This is a genomic window from Mucilaginibacter sp. R-33 (assembly GCF_049949235.1).
Taxonomy (GTDB): domain Bacteria; phylum Bacteroidota; class Bacteroidia; order Sphingobacteriales; family Sphingobacteriaceae; genus Mucilaginibacter.
Map to the genome: position 1 here is coordinate 6,338,698 of NZ_CP188089.1, position 17,987 is coordinate 6,356,684.

17 protein-coding genes are annotated in these 17,987 nt (G+C 43.2%); 11 read left to right on the forward strand and 6 right to left on the reverse strand.

The features are described from left to right. The first annotated feature begins 152 nt into the window (after positions 1 to 152). The 4 genes from ACP26M_RS26405 to ACP26M_RS26420 all read left to right on the forward strand — a co-directional run bounded on the left by ACP26M_RS26405 (position 153) and on the right by ACP26M_RS26420 (position 5,115). The gene (locus ACP26M_RS26405) at positions 153 to 617 is read left to right on the forward strand and encodes an SPOR domain-containing protein (RefSeq protein WP_426584715.1); all 465 of its coding nucleotides are present in this window, start codon (positions 153 to 155) and stop codon (positions 615 to 617) included. Further along, positions 610 to 1,800, forward strand: coding sequence for a M20 metallopeptidase family protein (locus tag ACP26M_RS26410; RefSeq protein ID WP_090529452.1), 1,191 nt, complete (start codon positions 610 to 612; stop codon positions 1,798 to 1,800). The genes ACP26M_RS26405 and ACP26M_RS26410 overlap by 8 nt, the downstream gene beginning before the upstream one ends. Before the next feature lie 109 nt (positions 1,801 to 1,909). After that, complete coding sequence (locus tag ACP26M_RS26415; RefSeq protein WP_426584717.1) at positions 1,910 to 2,836, forward strand: hypothetical protein; 927 nt, start codon at positions 1,910 to 1,912, stop codon at positions 2,834 to 2,836. 314 nt (positions 2,837 to 3,150) lie between these two features. Beyond that, positions 3,151 to 5,115, forward strand: a complete 1,965-nt coding sequence (locus ACP26M_RS26420) for a gliding motility-associated C-terminal domain-containing protein (protein WP_426584719.1) — start codon at positions 3,151 to 3,153, stop codon at positions 5,113 to 5,115. A gap of 98 nt (positions 5,116 to 5,213) precedes the next feature. Here the strand turns inward: ACP26M_RS26420 and ACP26M_RS26425 are convergent, their stop codons facing one another. After that, the gene (locus ACP26M_RS26425) at positions 5,214 to 5,735 is read right to left on the reverse strand and encodes an NADPH-dependent FMN reductase (RefSeq protein ID WP_426584721.1); all 522 of its coding nucleotides are present in this window, start codon (positions 5,733 to 5,735) and stop codon (positions 5,214 to 5,216) included. 298 nt (positions 5,736 to 6,033) lie between these two features. Here ACP26M_RS26425 and ACP26M_RS26430 point away from each other — a divergent pair, with 298 nt between their 5' ends. The 7 genes from ACP26M_RS26430 to lepB (ACP26M_RS26460) all read left to right on the forward strand — a co-directional run bounded on the left by ACP26M_RS26430 (position 6,034) and on the right by lepB (ACP26M_RS26460) (position 13,557). Further along, on the forward strand, positions 6,034 to 6,837 hold the full coding sequence (locus tag ACP26M_RS26430) for a ParA family protein (RefSeq protein WP_090529444.1): 804 nt from the start codon (positions 6,034 to 6,036) through the stop codon (positions 6,835 to 6,837). Positions 6,838 to 6,840: 3 nt separating this feature from the next. After that, the gene (locus ACP26M_RS26435) at positions 6,841 to 7,752 is read left to right on the forward strand and encodes a ParB/RepB/Spo0J family partition protein (protein WP_426584723.1); all 912 of its coding nucleotides are present in this window, start codon (positions 6,841 to 6,843) and stop codon (positions 7,750 to 7,752) included. A 15-nt stretch (positions 7,753 to 7,767) separates the two neighbouring features. Then, the gene (locus ACP26M_RS26440) at positions 7,768 to 8,445 is read left to right on the forward strand and encodes a DUF5683 domain-containing protein (RefSeq protein ID WP_426584725.1); all 678 of its coding nucleotides are present in this window, start codon (positions 7,768 to 7,770) and stop codon (positions 8,443 to 8,445) included. 23 nt (positions 8,446 to 8,468) lie between these two features. Further along, positions 8,469 to 9,218, forward strand: coding sequence for a 4-hydroxy-tetrahydrodipicolinate reductase (gene dapB, locus ACP26M_RS26445; RefSeq protein ID WP_091165245.1), 750 nt, complete (start codon positions 8,469 to 8,471; stop codon positions 9,216 to 9,218). A 16-nt stretch (positions 9,219 to 9,234) separates the two neighbouring features. Continuing rightward, a complete protein-coding gene (lepB, locus tag ACP26M_RS26450; RefSeq protein WP_426584728.1) occupies positions 9,235 to 10,689 on the forward strand; it encodes a signal peptidase I in 1,455 nt (484 codons plus the stop codon). A 227-nt stretch (positions 10,690 to 10,916) separates the two neighbouring features. Further along, positions 10,917 to 12,056, forward strand: a complete 1,140-nt coding sequence (gene lepB, locus ACP26M_RS26455; protein ID WP_090529429.1) for a signal peptidase I — start codon at positions 10,917 to 10,919, stop codon at positions 12,054 to 12,056. A gap of 22 nt (positions 12,057 to 12,078) precedes the next feature. After that, positions 12,079 to 13,557 carry a signal peptidase I gene (gene lepB / locus ACP26M_RS26460; RefSeq protein WP_426584730.1) on the forward strand — a complete coding sequence of 493 codons (1,479 nt, stop codon included), beginning with the start codon at positions 12,079 to 12,081 and terminating at the stop codon, positions 13,555 to 13,557. 182 nt (positions 13,558 to 13,739) lie between these two features. On the opposite strand, the gene ACP26M_RS26465 is transcribed toward lepB (ACP26M_RS26460), so the two are convergent. The 5 genes from ACP26M_RS26465 to ACP26M_RS26485 all read right to left on the reverse strand — a co-directional run bounded on the left by ACP26M_RS26465 (position 13,740) and on the right by ACP26M_RS26485 (position 17,962). Then, complete coding sequence (locus tag ACP26M_RS26465) at positions 13,740 to 14,822, reverse strand: Ldh family oxidoreductase (protein WP_188833438.1); 1,083 nt, start codon at positions 14,820 to 14,822, stop codon at positions 13,740 to 13,742. Positions 14,823 to 15,167: 345 nt separating this feature from the next. Continuing rightward, the gene (locus ACP26M_RS26470) at positions 15,168 to 15,986 is read right to left on the reverse strand and encodes a cytidylyltransferase domain-containing protein (protein ID WP_426584733.1); all 819 of its coding nucleotides are present in this window, start codon (positions 15,984 to 15,986) and stop codon (positions 15,168 to 15,170) included. A gap of 142 nt (positions 15,987 to 16,128) precedes the next feature. Further along, positions 16,129 to 16,842 carry a DUF4397 domain-containing protein gene (locus tag ACP26M_RS26475; RefSeq protein WP_426584735.1) on the reverse strand — a complete coding sequence of 238 codons (714 nt, stop codon included), beginning with the start codon at positions 16,840 to 16,842 and terminating at the stop codon, positions 16,129 to 16,131. A 240-nt stretch (positions 16,843 to 17,082) separates the two neighbouring features. Continuing rightward, positions 17,083 to 17,355: a hypothetical protein gene (locus tag ACP26M_RS26480; protein WP_426584737.1), complete on the reverse strand. Its 273-nt coding sequence runs from the start codon at positions 17,353 to 17,355 to the stop codon at positions 17,083 to 17,085. 10 nt (positions 17,356 to 17,365) lie between these two features. Further along, positions 17,366 to 17,962 carry a sigma-70 family RNA polymerase sigma factor gene (locus ACP26M_RS26485; protein ID WP_426584739.1) on the reverse strand — a complete coding sequence of 199 codons (597 nt, stop codon included), beginning with the start codon at positions 17,960 to 17,962 and terminating at the stop codon, positions 17,366 to 17,368. Positions 17,963 to 17,987: the final 25 nt, after the last annotated feature.

Here is a 17,987-nt window from a genome sequence, read left to right on the forward strand (position 1 = left end):
CCTCGCAATGACGGTTAAAAAAGGGTGTCATGGGTAGCCTGTCGAAGCATGGTTGGCAGGGCCCTTACACGCGACCCTTCGACAGGCTCAGGGTGACAGGCTTACCCCTAAGTCATTCCCATTACTAATGAAGCGTTAAAACAAATTTACCAATGAAAAAAGCAGTATTTGATCATCAAGCTAAACCAGCCGTTATCAGATACTGCTTTTTTGTTTTATTACTGCTTGCATCAACCCAAACCTTTGCCCAAACACGCGGCAAGGTTGAAGTGATCAAAGACCCGCTGGTTGACAGCCTGATAGCTAAAAGATTTACGTTGAACAGTACAGCGGGCACTGATGCCGCCGGTTATTCATCCTACGGTTACCGGGTACAGTTCTTCAGTGGATCAAACCGCAAGGATGCCTACAATGCGCAAAACCGGTTGCAGCAGCAATATCCCGAACTGCGTACTTACATCAGCTATCGCGAGCCCAACTTTAAAGTGAAAGCAGGCGATTTCCGTACCCGGCTCGAAGCAGAAAAACTGGTACAGGAGTTGCGCTCGTCGTTTTCAAGCATATTCATCATTTCCGAAAAAATAAATCTTCCTAAAACGGATCCTAATAATGATTAAAGAGCAAATACAGGAGTTATCCGCAAAAATATTCAATGAGGTAGTGGCTAACCGTCGTCACCTGCATGCCAACCCCGAGCTTTCATTTCATGAATTGCAAACCTCGGTTTTTGTAGCCAACAAGCTTGAAGAACTTGGTTTGGAATACCATAAAATGGCTGATACAGGTTTGGTAGCCCTAATTAAAGGCGAAAAACCATCTGACGCCGGCAATGTTGTTGCGTTGCGTGCCGATATGGATGCGCTTCCGATATTGGAAGCCAATGATGTTCCGTATAAATCGCAAAACCCGGGCGTGATGCATGCCTGTGGCCACGATGCGCATACCTCATCATTATTAGGTACAGCTAAAATATTAACCGAATTGAAAAGTCAGTTTGCAGGCACCGTTAAACTGATCTTTCAACCGGCCGAAGAGAAACTGCCCGGCGGTGCCAGCCTCATGATTAAAGAGGGCGTTTTGGAAAACCCAAAACCGGCTGCCGTATTGGGCCAGCATGTAATGCCTTTGATTGATGCCGGTAAAGTTGGTTTCCGTGCAGGTAAATATATGGCCTCAACTGATGAACTTTATGTTACTGTTAAAGGTAAAGGCGGTCACGGTGCTCAGCCACAGCAAAATATCGATCCGGTTATCATCACTGCACATATATTAACCGCGCTTCAACAGGTGGTGAGCCGTTTTGCCGATCCTAAAAGTCCGTCGGTATTATCATTTGGTAAGGTTATAGCCAATGGGGCTACCAACGTGATCCCTAACGAGGTTTATTTGGAAGGTACTTTCCGCACCATGGATGAGAAATGGCGCGAGGAAGCTCACAAACGCATGAAAAAAATGGCCGAAGGCATTGCCGAAAGCATGGGCGGAAGCTGCGATTTTAATATCATGCGTGGTTATCCATTCCTAATTAACGAAGAAAAATTAACCCATGCCACCCGTGGCCATGCCGAAGCTTACCTGGGGAAAGAAAACGTGCTCGACCTGGATATCTGGATGGCTGCCGAAGATTTTGCTTATTACTCGCAGGCTGCCAGCAGCTGTTTCTATCGCCTCGGTACCCGTAACGAAGCCCGGGGAATAACTTCATCTGTGCACACACCTACTTTTGATGTGGAAGAAGATGCATTTAAAATAAGTACCGGTTTGATGGCTTATTTGGCGGTGAAACAACTCGGCAACTGAAAACCATGTCATTGCGAGGTACGAAGCAATCGCGAACTCTGCAGATCCGCTCTGTATTGCATGCGATTGCCGCGCTACGCTCGCAATGACATGCTGTAAAAAGCAATCAATGAAAAAAATATTCCTGATCCTTATCCTTATAGGCGCAAGCCTTTTCACCAAAGCTCAGCAAATCAATCGCTTTAACCCTGATACTATCCGTACTATTGTTATCGATTCGTTGGTTGATATCCGCTCACATAAACTTAATGTGCAGGATTTTATTGATGCGGTATTGGCCGATACAGGCTTTTATAAGGCCTTCCAGAATATGAAAAGCTTTGGCTTTACTGCCGAAAACCGAATTTTTACTTACGACAGCAAGAACCGGGTAAACGGGCGGATCTACCGTAAAATACTCCACAGCAATGAAGCCGGTAAACATAAAATAGAATACGTTGCTAAAAAGGACAGCGGTGACGTTTACAAAAAAAACGGCAAGTACCAACTGTACACGGTTGAGATGTTCGATTTTATTTTCATGAACGCGTATAATTCCGATTTTACCAAGGGGGATGCCCTGCCGGGATCGGGAGGTAAAAATGAATCGTACAAAAGCAAACTCAAAACCTTAATCTTTACGCCGGGCCGCAAAGTAAGTGGGATCCCTTTCATCAGCAGCAAAACGGAAATTTTTAGTGAGGATATGCGCCAGTATTACTATTATGAATTTGCGCGTGGTAAATACCTCGACACCATTCCTGTTTACCGCTTTAAGGTGAGGTGCAAGCCGAGCACATCCGACAGCGATACCATGATCAAGGAAATGACCACCATTTTTGATGAGCGTACCTTTCAGATCCTTGGCCGCTATATCGATATGAAATTCAGTAACATGTTCTTTGATTTTAATGTGCAGATGAACATCGAGCTTAATAATTTCCAGGGCGAACCGCTACCTACAAAAATTACCTACCAGGGTAATTGGAATATTCCTTTTCATAAGGAAGAGCGTGCGAGTTTCTTGATTGTACATAAGGATTATAAGAAAGAATAGAGACTCTTAACCACCTGAAGGGAGAATAAAAAACAGTCCTTAACCAGCGCGCAACTGGAGTCAGGCGTAGCAGGTTTTTTTGTGCTTGCAGCCATAAACATGACACCTGCAACACAAAGAAATATGATTAGCTTGTTTTTCATATTAGCAGGCCTTTGTATACTAATAGTTAACTTTTGGGAGATAACGACTGTTCACGATTAATGGTTGTTTTGCAGTGAGTAATATATTCGTGGTTTAATTGCTTTTATACGCTGGGGTAACCAAAAAAATATATTTTTGATGGTTCGATGTTTATATTCTTCAACCGGTTAATGCCTTTTAATTTCATTAAATTATTTCTGTTGATCTTGTTTGCTTTTACTTTTCCAAAAGTTAAAGTGAAAACGGCTGTTTGTAATGGTAGTTATGGCGACCCGGTAGTAAAACTTGATTTCGGATCGGGAGTTAATACTATTGGAAGCCCTTTATCGTCGGACATTACGAGTATGACCTACGTTCCAGACTGCGCCAACGACGGTCAATATTCCATTGTAAGCAGCCAAACCGGCTGTCATGATACCTGGCATACGGTAAATCATGACCATACAGGCAACGCCGGCGGATACATGATGCTCGTAAACGCGTCATACGCGCCAAGCATTTTCTTTACCGAAACAAAAGATCTTAACCTTTGCGAAAATACAACCTATGAATTCTCGGCATATGTACTTAATTTGTTCAAGCTTTCATCAAGTAATGCAAATACCGTGCAACCCGATTTATTGTTTACCATAAAAAAAACCGACGGAACAGTTTTAGCGGAGTATGATACAAACACCATACAACCTACCGCAAATCCGGAATGGGTTAAATATAGTGTGCCATTTTCAACAGGTGCAGGTGTTACAAAAATTGTATTGGAAATCAGAAATAATGGTCCGGGGGGCTATGGAAATGACTTATTGCTTGATGATATTGAATTTAGGGCTTGCGGGCCCACCATTAAGATAGGATTTACAACGGTTGACGACACCCAGCCAAAAAATACCTGTAAGGGCCAGGTTCAAAATTATAACCTTATCGCCGATCTGGATAACGGGTATAGCAATCCTAAGGTTCAATGGCAAAACAGCACAGACGGCGGTGTTACGTGGACAAATATACCTGGAGCGACCAATCTCAGCTATTCATTTCAATTTGGTTCAGATAAACCGGTGGGCATTTATCAGTATAGGATGGCTGCTGCCGAGGGGGATAATATTAATTCGTCAACTTGTCGTGTTTATTCGGATGTGCGGACTGTAACGGTTAACGATTACCTGGACAAACCTGTTATAACCGCTGCGCCGGTGTGCGAGGGGGATGCGCTTATGCTTACGGCAACGCCGGGGGCAATTAGGTATGAATGGACCGGGCCAGGCGTTACCGATAATAATAAAGCTCAAAATCCTCTGGTAATTGACAATGCCACTGTTGCTGCTCATGGCGATTATCAGGTTACTGTGTTCTCGGCTGGTGATTGTCCTACTTTATCAGATAAAGTTACAGTAACTGTTAACTTAAAACCTGTTATACCTGTTCTCACCCCAGCTCCAATTTGTAAGGGCGACCTAATCATTCTCAATGAAACTACGCCCAATGCCAAAAGCTATAGCTGGTCGCCGGTTACAGGATTGTCTGATCCAACTGCGGCAAATCCTACTGCCATGCCAACCGAAACAACCACTTATACAGTAACAGTAACAAGCAATGGGGATTGTACTGCAACCCAAACAGTAACTGTAACAGTTATGCCCACTCCCGAAGTAAGTATAAGTCCGCAGAAAAAGATTTTTGAAGGGCAATCGGTAGTACTGGATGCCGGGGCAAAATATGCAGATACTTACTTATGGGGCCCCGCGGATGGACTCGACGATCCTACCAAACTGAATCCTGTTGCCAGCCCTACCGATGATGTTACTTATACCCTGAAAGCCTCATCAGGTATTGGTTGCGGATATGTTAATGCCTCAGTTTTTGTGCGGGTTTATAAAAAGATCGTTATTCCATCAACGTTTTCGCCCAATGGAGATGGTTTAAATGATAACTGGGATATTGAGGCTTTATCAACCTATCCGCAATGTTCACTGAATGTTTTTAACCGAAACGGGCAAAAAGTATATGCCTCTACAGGTTATAATAAACCGTGGAGCGGCGCTTATAAAGGATATGCTTTACCACCCGGGACTTACTACTATGTGATTGATCTTAAAAGTGGGGCGCCGCTATTATCGGGCTGGGTGCTTATAATGCGCTGATTATATAAAGCTAAAAGCAGAGTGCGCAAAGCCTAAAGCAAATAAATTGATTTGTGCCTGAAATCAATCCAACGGGTAACCTCAAACCAAAACCAAAATCAAAACTTAATGATCTTTTCTATCTGCTCGTTTACAAACTTTATGGTATCGGGCTTAAACAGGTGCCCTTCTTCATCAAATTCTTTGTGAATGGCGGCTATGTGCAGTTTAAGCGCCATAATGTTCAGGTGCAGGTAGTGACAAACGCCGGTAAAATGATCAACACCGCGGATATTGCCGTACTTGCCCGATGACAGGCCTACCAACGCCGCTTTTTTATCATAAAAGCTTTCGGGGAAACTACAGGCATCAATGAAAACTTTAAGTACACCCGGGAAGCTGCCGTTATATTCGGGGATAAGGAATATGAATTTATCCGTATTGGTAACTATTTGCTGGATAGGCTCAAATGCTGGGCTGCGTTTGTTGTAAAGGTCGGTTTCAATAACGTTTGGAGGCAGTTGAGCAAGTGATAAGATGCCTGCTTCAACACCCTTTTCCTGCAGTTTTTGTTGGTAAACGTTAGCAAGTTTGAGCGTTGAGCTTCCTGGCCTGTTGGTTGACGATATTATGGTTATCATTTATTATTAGTAAATTGCTGACTGATCAAATTAGTAATATCGTTGTTGAATAATTTGTAATATTTTGTTAATGAATGCTTTAGTAATAAATATGATTAAGTAATAATATTTATTAGTTGCCGCATTGATAGTTGACTAATTGATCAATATTGTTTGTAAATAGGCAAAAGCTGTGGAATTCTACATTATTTAATTCCGTATCTTTATCACCGGATAAAAACTTTACGAAAGTAGAAATTTCTGTTTCTATTTAACGTTGTTATAAATCACAGAACTATAAATTTTTTTAAACTATAGAATGAGTAAAATTATTGCTTTAGCCAACCAGAAAGGCGGCGTAGGGAAAACTACATCATCTATAAATCTGGCTGCAAGTTTAGCTGTATTAGATTATAAAACCTTGTTGGTTGACGCCGACCCGCAGGCTAATTCAACTTCGGGTATTGGTTTCGATCCTCGCAATATAAAAAACAGTATCTATGAATGTATCATCAATGAGGTTGATCCTCATGAGGCCATTCAGAAAACTGAAACTCCTAATCTTGATTTATTACCCGCACATATTGACCTGGTAGGTGCTGAAATTGAAATGATCAATTTAACCGGCCGCGAGTTTAAAATGAAACAGGTATTTGAAAAAGTGAGGGATGAATATGATTTTATTATTATCGATTGTTCGCCGTCATTAGGTTTGATCACCATTAACGCTTTAACCGCTGCCGATTCAGTAATTGTACCGGTACAGTGCGAGTATTTCGCATTGGAAGGTTTGGGCAAATTGTTAAATACCATTAAAATAGTTCAATCGCGCCTTAACCCGCAACTGGAGATTGAAGGGATCCTGTTAACCATGTACGATGTGCGTTTACGCCTGAGCAACCAGGTGGTTGACGAAGTTAGGACCCATTTTGAAGATATGGTTTTTGATACCATTATACAGCGTAATACCCGTTTAAGCGAGGCCCCGAGCTTTGGCGTATCGGTAATTATGCATGATGCTACCTGTAAGGGTGCAATAAATTATTTAAACCTTGCCCGCGAAATTCTGGAAAAAAACGGGTTGGTTAAGGGTGAACAGGCAACAGCTACAGCAACAGTATAGTAAATGAGTGGTGAAAAGAGAAATGCCCTGGGCAAGGGACTGAGTGCGCTATTAAACGACACGCCTAACGTACAACCATACCAAAACAGAAACAGGGAAACAACAAGCCCGGCCGAGGTAAATGACCTTGGCTCGGTTAATGAAATAAAACTGGCCGAAATTGAGGTTAACCCGTTTCAGCCACGTACCGATTTTGATGAGCAGGCACTGGCCGAGCTTTCAGAGTCGATCAAACTGCAGGGTTTAATTCAGCCGATAACGCTCAGGAAAATAGGGGCACATAAATATCAGCTGATATCAGGCGAGCGTCGTTTTCGGGCGTCAAAGCTGGCTGGCCTAACCCAGATCCCGGCTTATGTGCGTACTGCCAATGATCAGCAAATGCTGGAAATGGCACTTATCGAGAACATTCAGCGCGAAAACCTGAATGCTATTGAGGTTGCCCTGAGTTTTCAGCGCATGATTGAGGAATGTAACCTGAAGCAGGAAGAACTGGGCGACAGGGTGAGCAAAAACCGCTCAACAGTAACCAACTACCTTCGCCTGTTAAGGTTGCCGCCGGTTATCCAGGCTTCTATTCGTGATGGCGAGCTTTCAATGGGGCATGCCAAAGCTATTTTAACGCTAACCGATCCTGCCAAACAATTATTTATACATCAGCATATTATAAAGGAAGGTTTATCCGTTCGTAAGGTTGAAGAACTGGTAAGAGAGATGCAAAAGTCGCCGGTAAAAAAGGAAGGCAAACAGCCCGAGCCGGTATCATATCAGTTGCAGAAGATCCAGGATGACCTGGCTTCAAAATTTAGTACAAGGGTAAAACTAAAAGTTGGCAGCCGCGGAAGCGGTGTTATCGAGATCCCTTTCCTTTCGGAAGATGACCTTGGCCGCATCCTTGAAATGCTTGATTGGTAATTGTTAATTTAAAAAATGTATAAATTCCTGTTTTTTTTAGTTGTATCCGCTTTTTTTATTTCTGCTGCACAGGCTCAGGTAGTTGATAGTACGGGGAGTAAAAAAAGTGATACGCTGAAAGTAAAGCATCCTGTTAAAACCCTGTCGGGCTCATTTGCCCCAAAAATTGATCCCGCCAAAGAAAAGATCTATCATCCCGATAGTACCCATATTCCACATAAAGCGGTAATACATTCTTTGATGATACCGGGCTGGGGACAGGTGTACAACCACAGATGGTGGAAAGTGCCGTTAATTTACGGAGGTTTAGGTTTGCTAACCTCGGCCATTATATATAACCAGCATTATTACAAGGAATATTTAACATTATCAAGATACCGCCAGGGTACTCCTCCTAATCCCGGCGACCCTTATTATACAGAATATAACCTTTATAAAGATGTGCCCGATGCCAACCTGAGCGATGCCCGTGAAAATTCAAGGCGTAACCGTGATTTGAGCATACTGGGCTTTTTAGCTGTATGGGGTATCCAGGCTATTGATGCTTATATCGATGCCAAGTTCATCCACTCATACACGGTGGATAATAATTTGTCGTTCAAAGTAGCTCCGGGTATAATTAATCAGCCGGTTTATGCGCAGGGCGCTAATAATGCTTATATTCCGGGTATAAAAGTTACCTTTACGTTTTAATAAGGAAAACCACTATACCTGAAATGAAGATAGCGTTACTTGGCTACGGAAAAATGGGCAAAATCATCGAAAAGATAGCCCTTAGCCGCAAGCATGAAATTGTACTTACCATTGATCATGAAACCCTTCATGACCTTACAACCGAAAACCTGCAAAAAGCAGATGTGGTAATTGAATTTACTACCCCGGCATCCGTATTATCAAATATCGAGCATTGCTTTAATGCCAATGTGCCTGTTGTTATTGGTACTACAGGCTGGTACGAGAAATTACCGGAAGTAAAACAGCAATGTATTGAGGGGAATAAATCATTATTGTGGGCTTCAAACTTTAGCGTTGGCGTTAACGTGTTTTTTTACGTGAATAAGCTGTTGGCTAAAGTCATGAACAAGTACCCTTATTACGAAGTACAGGTTGAAGAGATCCACCATACCCAAAAAATGGATTCGCCAAGCGGTACGGCAATAACCATCGCCGAAGGCATCATTAACAACACCGATACCAAAAATGAGTGGATTAATGTGTTAACTACCGACGACAGCGATGACGATGCGAATGTTGCTCCTAACCAATTGCTTATAGAATCATTAAGGATTGACAGTGTACCGGGCACACACACTGTTATTTATGATTCGGAAGTGGATAGCATCGAATTTAAGCATACCGCCCATAACCGCAATGGGTTTGCTTTGGGAGCTGTACTGGCTGCCGAGTGGCTGCACGATAAAAAGGGTTTTTACTCTGTTGAAGCCATGTTTGATTTTAACAGCTAATAGCTTTTTAATATAAATGGCAATAGCGGGCTATATAGGGTTTTATATCATTACAGGCCCGCTATTGATTTTAATACTGGCCGGATACTGGAAACTTTTTGAAAAAGCCGGTCGCCGGGGGTGGGAAGCACTGATCCCGGTTTACCATCTTTACATTATGCTTAAGTTGAGCCAACGGCCGTTGTGGCTCCTTTTGTTGCTTTTAATACCGGGCGTAAACTTTATTATAAGCATCGGCATCCTCATTGATTTTATTAAATCGTTTGGCAAGGTGGGCATAGGGCAAATCACCATGTCGGTGTTGTTGCCTTTTATTTTTATCCCCAAATGGGGCTTTGATAAAAACACCCGTTATGTTGGCCCGTCGGCAAGTGACGATTTCAGGGAAAAATACCGTGATCTTGATAAATCCCCACTAAGGGAATGGACGGAAGCTATCCTTTTCGCTATAATAGCGGCAACAGTTATTCGCGGGCTTTTCCTCGAGGCTTTCACCATCCCTTCATCATCTATGGAGAGCTCACTAATGGTAGGCGATTTTTTATTTGTGAGCAAGATCAATTACGGTGCACGCCTGCCTATAACCCCCATAGCATTTCCATTTGCACACCACACTATGCCGCTCACCGGCACTAAAGCCTATTGGGATGGTATTAAGCTGCCCTACTATCGGCTGCCGGGTTTCAGCGAAGTGAAAAAGGGTGATGCAGTAGTATTTAACTATCCAATGGATGCCGATTCGCCGTTTTACCGTCCTGTAGATAAGCAGGAAAATTATATTAAACGGTGCCAGGGCACGCCCGGCGACACCATAAAGCTGGAGTACGGCCAGGTATACGTAAATAACCGTTTGATAACCGCCCCGCCTAACGGAGAAATGGAATACCGGGTACGTACCAATGGTTCGGGAGGAGGGTTTGGCCCCCATATGCGATATAACCTTCATCTGTCGGATATTCAACAGTTTACCGGGGTTGATTTTACAGCGAATATGACTGCACAATCAGCCGAGAAGCTAAAAACATATCCCTATATCAAGGCGGTGAAGCCTGATATTAAGTTAAGAGGGGTGTACGATCATGAGGTTTTTCCGCATGATCCGCGCTTCAGGTGGAACGAGGATAACCTGGGGCCAATTATTATTCCGCGAAGAGGCTGGACGGTAAAGCTGGATAGCATGACCATGCCTTTTTATCGCCGGGCCATTGAGGTGTATGAAAATAATAAGGTGCAGGTTAATGGTAATGAGATATGGATTAACGGGGCAAAGGCCGATAGTTATACCTTTAAAATGGATTATTATTGGATGATGGGCGATAACCGCCACAACTCCGAAGATTCGCGTTTTTGGGGCTTTGTGCCCGAAGACCATATTGTAGGTAAAGCCGTATTGGTATGGATGAGCTGGGATGCCAATTCGCCTTCATTTTGTAAAATAAGATGGGACAGGGTATTTAGGAGGATTAATTAGAGAGATATGCAGATGTGCAGATTTTAGATGTGCAGATGAATTGGAAGATATGCAGATGCCGGATGTGCAGAGATTAAATAATTATCAATTTGTGCCCTAATAATAGGAATCTATAATTAATATGAGAAAGCGTAACATATAACGTGTAACATATATCTTATACATAAATATAAACATTAAAAATCTGCACATTTGCACATCTGTAATTTGCACATTCGATACACCATATGAACTGGAAATTCTGGAAGAAGAAAGACTCAACTAAAGTAAAAAAGAAAAAAAGCGCGCTTCGTGAATGGGGCGATGCTATCATATTTGCAGTAATAGCAGCTACCCTCATCCGTACGCTGTTTATCGAGGCCTACGTTATCCCCAGCGGCTCGATGGAAAACTCACTTTTAATTGGCGACTACCTGTTTGTAAGCAAGGTTAACTATGGCGCAAGGATGCCTATAACGCCTGTTTCGTTTCCTTTTATGCACCATACTACTCCCTGGGGGACTCAAGCTTACTGGGGCGGAGTAAAATTGCCTTATTATCGCCTGCCGGGTTTAAGTGATATAAAAAAGCAGGACATCGTGGTTTTTAACGCGCCGATAGAGGCCGATTCCCCTTATTTCAGGCCGGTGGATAAACGCGAAAACATTATCAAACGCTGCCAGGGTACCCCCGGAGACACCTTAAGTGTTGTTAATGCACAGGTGTATATTAATGGTAAGGCAGCGCCAAACCCCGAAAGAGGAAAGGAAGGTTATTTTGTTGAAACCAATGGGCAGGAATTTAACCCGGCTATTTTGAACGAACTTAAGATAGATATCAGGGGCAATACCGGCAACCGTTATGAAATGATGATGGGGAAAGAATCGGCAGCTACTTTGAAAACTTATTCAAATGTAAAATCAATTGTGCCTGCGGTAACGCTTAAGGGTACCAGTGACCCGCTGAACCCGGTTTACCCTGCCAAGTACCCGCGTTATAAGATCACACCTAATTTTCCTGACTTTAAATGGAATGTTGACAACTACGGCCCAATCATTATCCCAAAAAAAGGGTGGACAGTTAAACTGGATAGCCTGACTTTCCCGGTTTACGGCCGTGCTATTGAGATTTATGAAAATAATAAAGTAAATGTTGTGGGTAAGGATATCATGATTAACGGAAAAAAAGCCGATACTTATACCTTTAAGCTTAACTACTATTTTATGATGGGGGATAATCGTCATAATTCGGAAGACTCGCGCTTTTGGGGTTTTGTTCCGGAAGATCACGTAGTAGGTAAAGCTTTATTTACCTGGATGAGTATTGACAGTACAGCCAGCTTCTTTAATAAAATAAGGTGGAACCGGTTGTTCAGGGGCATACATTAATTGAAAATATAAAAACACCAAAGTGAACGGAATAGGATTAATAATAGTATTTGTTCTTTTTATAGTACTGCCATTTGCAGGTTTATGGAAACTGTTTGAAAAGGCAGGGCGGCCAGGCTGGGAAGGCATTGTGCCACTCTACAACTTTTTCATCATGATTAAGTTAACCGGTAGGCCGGCGTGGTGGTTTATTATGCTGCTAATACCAGGCTTAAACTTTTTGATAGCGCTGGGCTTGATTGTTGATTTTTTAAAATCGTACGGAAAGTTCACTTTTGTTGAACATGTGCAGGGTGTGATCCTTCCGTTTATATATTTCCATAAATGGGGCGGTGATAAGGATACCAAATATTTAGGCCAGTCGGCGAGCCCCGAGTTCAGAACTAAGTATAAGATTGCCCTAAAGAAAACCCAGGCACGTGAATGGGCCGATGCTATTATTTTTGCGGTAATTGCTGCTACACTCATCCGTACGCTATTTATCGAGGCTTATGTGATCCCAAGTGCTTCGATGGAAAGTTCGTTGCTTATTGGTGATTACCTGTTTGTAAGCAAGGTTAACTACGGTGCACGTTTACCTATGACGCCTGTTGCATTTCCTTTTGCACATCATACCATGCCATTAATTAATACTAAAGCCTATTGGGATGGTCTTGAATTGCCATACTATCGCTTGCCGGGTTTAAGCGATGTTAAAAAAGGCGACGTGGTAGTATTCAATTATCCTATGGATGCCGATTCGCCATATTTCAGGCCGGTTGATAAACGTGAAAACTATATTAAACGCTGCCAGGGAACCCCGGGCGATACGCTGAGCGTAGTTAAGGCCCAAGTATTTATAAATGGGAAAGCTGCTGTTACACCACCAAAAGGCGAGATTACTTATGATGTTAAAACAGATGGGAATGAGCTTAACCCGCAGATAGCAACAGATTTGCATTTGTCGGATATTTCATCGGTAAATAATACTGAGTTTATTACCAATACTACCGAGGAATCGGCAAAGGCACTGAGGGGATATTCAAACATCAGGTCAGTTACTCCGCGGTTAACTCCGCCGGGAGCGTCCGATCCGATGAACCCGGTTTATCCTGCCATTTTCTCCAACTACAAAATAGGAGCTAACACTCCCGACTATAAGTGGAATGTAGACAATTTCGGCCCTGTCATTGTACCTAAAAAGGGCTGGACAGTAAAGCTGGATAGTTTAACCTTCCCGATCTACGGTCGTGCGATAGCCGTATATGAAGGCAACAAGGTTGAAGTGAGCGGTAAAGACATCCTGATCAATGGCAAAAAAGCTAATAGCTATACCTTTAAACTCAACTACTATTTTATGATGGGCGATAACCGTCATAACTCAGAAGATTCACGTTTCTGGGGCTTTGTTCCTGAAGATCATATTGTGGGTAAAGCACTGTTCATTTGGATGAGTGTTGACGACAATGCATCGTTCATCCACAAGATCCGCTGGAGCAGGCTGTTTAATCTGATCCATTAGCCCCCTAACCCCCTGAAGGGGGAATTAAAGTGAAAAGCCTGTTTTGAGGAGCAAAACAGGCTTTTCACTTTAATAAAATCACTGCCGCGGGCTTTCAACTTGTGGTTTACCATAGTTTCAGTTTTCAGCTGAATTTCCGTAAGCTGGAAGCTTACATTATGCTGACCACGGGTTACGCTGCGCTAAACCCGCGGCAGCGGGCTAATATTGAACCTCTCCGCCAGTTTATTCAAATCTTCTACAACCGCATCAACCAAAGGAATGCCGTTTGCCATCCTGTCGGCTTCTGCTTCAAGTTCCGGCTCACCAGGGATAATGACCTTTTGTGATGGATCAACTGTGCTTGAAGATTTAAACCGCTCCACCCAGTTATCTAAATGATCTTTAAACTCATCAACAGGACGGAAGCCATCCACGCGCATAGCACCTAAAAAATGCCCTATACCCGCGCCAACGGGATCATTCGGCGGATCAAGAAAGGCCACGAACGGCGGTACCCAAGGACCGTAATTGGCACCTGATAGTACCGCGGATAATATATCAACCGTAGCGCTCAGCCCGAAACCTTTATGACTGCCATGGTCCCGGTCGCTGCCGAGAGGCAGGAGGGAACCGCCGGTCTTTAGCGCATGCGGATCGGTAGTATAGTTGCCTTCTTTATCCTGGATCCAGCCTTCGGGAACCTGCTTGCCTAAGCGCTGAGCTATTTCCAGTTTTCCATTGGCTGCTGCTGAAGTTGCCATATCAACAATTACCGGGGGATATTTTCCTGCCGGAAAAGCATAACACATTGGGTTGGTACCTAAAAGCCGTTCATTAGAAAAGGTAGGAGCAACCAGTGGACTGGCATTGGTCATGGCAAAGCCGATCATATTTTTCTCCACAGCCATTAACGCATGATAACCAGCAATACCAAAATGGTTGGAGTTACGTACCGATACCCAACCCGATCCGTATAGCTCAGCTTTTTTAATGGCTACCTCCATGGCAAACGGAGCTACTACTAAACCAAGGCCTGCATCGCCATCTACCGTGGCTGTTGTTGGCGTTTCATGCACTATCCGGATGTTGGGCGTAGGATTAATGCGTTTCTTCTCCCACAGGCGTACATAACCGCTCAGGCGGGCTACGCCATGCGAGTCGATACCACGGAGATCTGATTTAAGCAACACGTCGGCTGCTAAAACCGCATGTTCATGGCTGCAGCCAATAGCTTTGAATATATTTTCGGTAAATGCGCGTAGAGTGGATGGCGATATCAGCATACGGCAAAGATAACCGTTGATTTTTAAAATGATTACGTTGATTTCGCTGATAAGGTACCTTGATATACTTGATTTGAGGTTTGCCTGATATCGGTTTCCTAATGGTAATATCTGATGTTAAATTTGCGTTAGGGATAGAAGCGGATACCGGCCAAGTGGTTAAGGCCCTGTGTAGTATGAGCGGATAGCCCGGGCCGAAGGTAATGCCATAAATTAGTAAAAAAACCTTTTGAGTTAGGCACAAGTGAGCCATATCCCACAGGCAGCCACACAACACTTGCGCCAAAAGAGAGAGATAAGACGGACTTCTGCTAATCTCCAATCACCAACCTCTAATCTCTACCCTCAAGCCATCGCAAACTCGGGCTTTACTTCGCTCAGGTGTTTGTTGTACCAGTTGGTACTGTTATAGCGGGCGTTTATTTCGTAGATTTCGGGTTTTAGTTTCAGCAGGTTAAGGATATCCTGGCATGAAAAACGGTTGCAAACCGGGTACAGCTCTTTAAATACGCGCTCGATAAAATAAAAATCTTCGGGGTGGTCGAGTGCAAAACGGTGCGACATGGAATAATCCAGGCCGGTTTCCCAGGTTACGTTGCCGATGTTAAAAATAAGCGGATTTTCATAGATGTAGGGCGAGGTATGCTCCAGATCATGAGGGCGGCCGGCATTTTCCCAGGCTTGTTTGAGGCAGGCCATGGTCATTACCTCTACATCGTTGCCATCGGGATAGGTGGCCGGGTACAGGTTGCTTACATAATCAAACTTTTGCCTGTTGCTGAAAAAATATTCAAGCACGTTATCAATGATCCGCGGATCGATCAGCGGGCAGTCGGAAGGGATTTTTACCACTACATCGGCATTGAAAAATTTGGCCGCCTGGTAGTGCCTGTCTAACAAATTGCCAAGGCTGCCGCGATAGCAGGGAACGTTAAGGTTTTCGGCCTCTCTTGCTATAACATCGTCTTCAATACCTTCCGAGGTGGCAATGACAATGCTGGCCTGGTGCTGGATCATATCCAACCGTTCAACCATGCGCGCTAACAAACTTTTACCCAATATAGGCAGCATTACTTTGCCATATAAACGACTTGATGCCATGCGGGCCGGCACAATGATCACTACACGCTCATCCATCTTTTCCGGAAATTTGAGGTTTATCAAAAAAACATTAACAGGTTAAATGTATAATGACAAGGTTTAAATATGGCGAAGTTTATATTATGAAATTGTTAACCTGTAGGTTGATCGGCAAAAAATAAAACCCGGCACAATGGCCGGGCCTTACAACACAGGTATAGGTTATTTAATAATAGTAAACGTTGGTTTGAATGTCTGCACTTAGTTTTTTATCGTCGGTTGCTGCTTTAATACCTTGCAGCCACACGGTATATACAGAACCAGCCCGAAGATTAACATTAGTAAGGCTGGCTAATACCGTAGTGGTGCCTTTTTGGCGAATGTTAAGCGTGTAGGTAACATTTCCTTTAATAGTCGCAAAATCAGATACTTGTTTGTAAGCTTTGTTTGATGCCAGAACCGAATCCTTTGAAGTAACCAGGTCAACCGTACCGGCATCGGCGCTGAGGTTTGCCAAACGGATACTGGCCATCCCGGCGGCCGGCTGAACGATAGAATCGGCAACAAAAATTACATCGCGTTTACCTGCTGCGTTGGCAAGGTATACCGAGTAAAGTTTTTTAGCTACGAGGGTGATGGTATCGTCTGCAACTTTTTGCTTTGTGCCCGAAACATAAAAGGTTGCTGTTCTTTTACCTGGGTAGGCATTAATATAATCTATACCATGACCGTAACGAATTGGAAAATTGTTCGCCCTGTTGGGCTCAAGATAAAAATCAACGGGATCAGAATCGGGCGAGGCATTGATGACCGAAACAAGTGCCACCGGCGGCTGAACGTAGTTGTTGTGATCTTTTAAACACGAGCTGAGTGTTGCCAGCAAACACACCATCCCGATAATGCCTGCCCGCCTTGTTAATTTTTGCTGAACTGTTTTCATAAAATAAAATATTGGTAGTAAACTGATATTTTAACTTTACGTAACCAGCAGGCATTACGCTACTTTGGATTAAAAATTTTAACCCCGGTGTGATTAGCATAAATACGTTTGTGTTTTAGTATAATGTTTTACATAAAAGCTAAAAGCACAATGCATAAGGCTTAAAGCGTATCAATAATTATGTAACTACTGAATATTTGTTATAAAGTGGATTATTAAGTATAATTTTATCTATAGCGCTTACTTTTCCAGTTGTTTATCAATCAGGTGCTGTAGTTCATCCTTGAATTTGTCATCAAGCTTGATGTTTTCGGCAACAGGTTGATGGAACATGTTTTTGATCATGCGATTAATGGCGGTACTTTGTTGCTGAAATATCCTGCAAACGCGGCACCCTGCCAGGTGGATCTTTAATTCCAGTTTTTCGCGCAGGGTGATCTCTCCTATATGCTGCTTCTCGATCAGGTAAGTAGCCTTTTTGCAATTGTAGGCTATTTTGGTTAATTCGTCCATATTCTATAGTTTAAATCCAATTTTTTTGAAGGCACTCTCTCAGGCTTAATTTGGCGCGGTGAATAATTACCCAAAAGTGGGAAGGTGATATTCTAAGGTGGTTGCAGATGGTATCGGCGGGCTCATCATCGAGGTGTTTCATCGTAAAAACCGAGAGCCAGAGCGATGGCATTTTTTTTAAACATCGTTGCAGTATCAGCTCAAATTCTTTGCTTTCAAGGTGGTTGGTTTGCTCAATACCAAATTCTGCGGGGCGGTGATCCGGTTTCCAGTTATGGGCATCAGGTTCAAAAAAGTCGTCTGTTTCATATTCGGCGAATGTTACCGCAGGTTCTTTAATAAAAGCGGATGCTTTTTTGCGGTAAATATCAACAATCTTGTTTTTCAGTATGGCAGCAAGCCATGTGCGTTCGGTGCTTTTACCCTCAAATTTTTTTAAACGTTCGAGCGCAGCTAAAAAGATTTCCTGTACAAGATTGCGGGCTAACTCGCCGTCGTTAACGCGGGCAAGGGCATAGCTGTAAAGATAGTCGGCATGTCGTGCTACCCAAACACGGGGGGCGGTGCTGTTATCATGGTTAAGATTGGTGCTGTTTTGGGTTTGCATAACTCAATTTGGTGGTAATGGTTTG

Excerpts from the sequence above, each read along its gene's own strand:
- ACP26M_RS26405 (WP_426584715.1), top strand. The coding sequence starts at position 153 with ATGAAAAAAGCAGTATTTGATCATCAAGCTAAACCAGCCGTTATCAGA.
- ACP26M_RS26410 (WP_090529452.1), top strand. The coding sequence starts at position 610 with ATGATTAAAGAGCAAATACAGGAGTTATCCGCAAAAATATTCAATGAG.
- ACP26M_RS26415 (WP_426584717.1), top strand. The coding sequence starts at position 1,910 with ATGAAAAAAATATTCCTGATCCTTATCCTTATAGGCGCAAGCCTTTTC.
- ACP26M_RS26420 (WP_426584719.1), top strand. The coding sequence starts at position 3,151 with ATGCCTTTTAATTTCATTAAATTATTTCTGTTGATCTTGTTTGCTTTT.
- ACP26M_RS26425 (WP_426584721.1), bottom strand. The coding sequence starts at position 5,735 with ATGATAACCATAATATCGTCAACCAACAGGCCAGGAAGCTCAACGCTC.
- ACP26M_RS26430 (WP_090529444.1), top strand. The coding sequence starts at position 6,034 with ATGAGTAAAATTATTGCTTTAGCCAACCAGAAAGGCGGCGTAGGGAAA.
- ACP26M_RS26435 (WP_426584723.1), top strand. The coding sequence starts at position 6,841 with ATGAGTGGTGAAAAGAGAAATGCCCTGGGCAAGGGACTGAGTGCGCTA.
- ACP26M_RS26440 (WP_426584725.1), top strand. The coding sequence starts at position 7,768 with ATGTATAAATTCCTGTTTTTTTTAGTTGTATCCGCTTTTTTTATTTCT.
- dapB (WP_091165245.1), top strand. The coding sequence starts at position 8,469 with ATGAAGATAGCGTTACTTGGCTACGGAAAAATGGGCAAAATCATCGAA.
- lepB (WP_426584728.1), top strand. The coding sequence starts at position 9,235 with ATGGCAATAGCGGGCTATATAGGGTTTTATATCATTACAGGCCCGCTA.
- lepB (WP_090529429.1), top strand. The coding sequence starts at position 10,917 with ATGAACTGGAAATTCTGGAAGAAGAAAGACTCAACTAAAGTAAAAAAG.
- ACP26M_RS26465 (WP_188833438.1), bottom strand. The coding sequence starts at position 14,822 with ATGCTGATATCGCCATCCACTCTACGCGCATTTACCGAAAATATATTC.
- ACP26M_RS26475 (WP_426584735.1), bottom strand. The coding sequence starts at position 16,842 with ATGAAAACAGTTCAGCAAAAATTAACAAGGCGGGCAGGCATTATCGGG.
- ACP26M_RS26480 (WP_426584737.1), bottom strand. The coding sequence starts at position 17,355 with ATGGACGAATTAACCAAAATAGCCTACAATTGCAAAAAGGCTACTTAC.
- ACP26M_RS26485 (WP_426584739.1), bottom strand. The coding sequence starts at position 17,962 with ATGCAAACCCAAAACAGCACCAATCTTAACCATGATAACAGCACCGCC.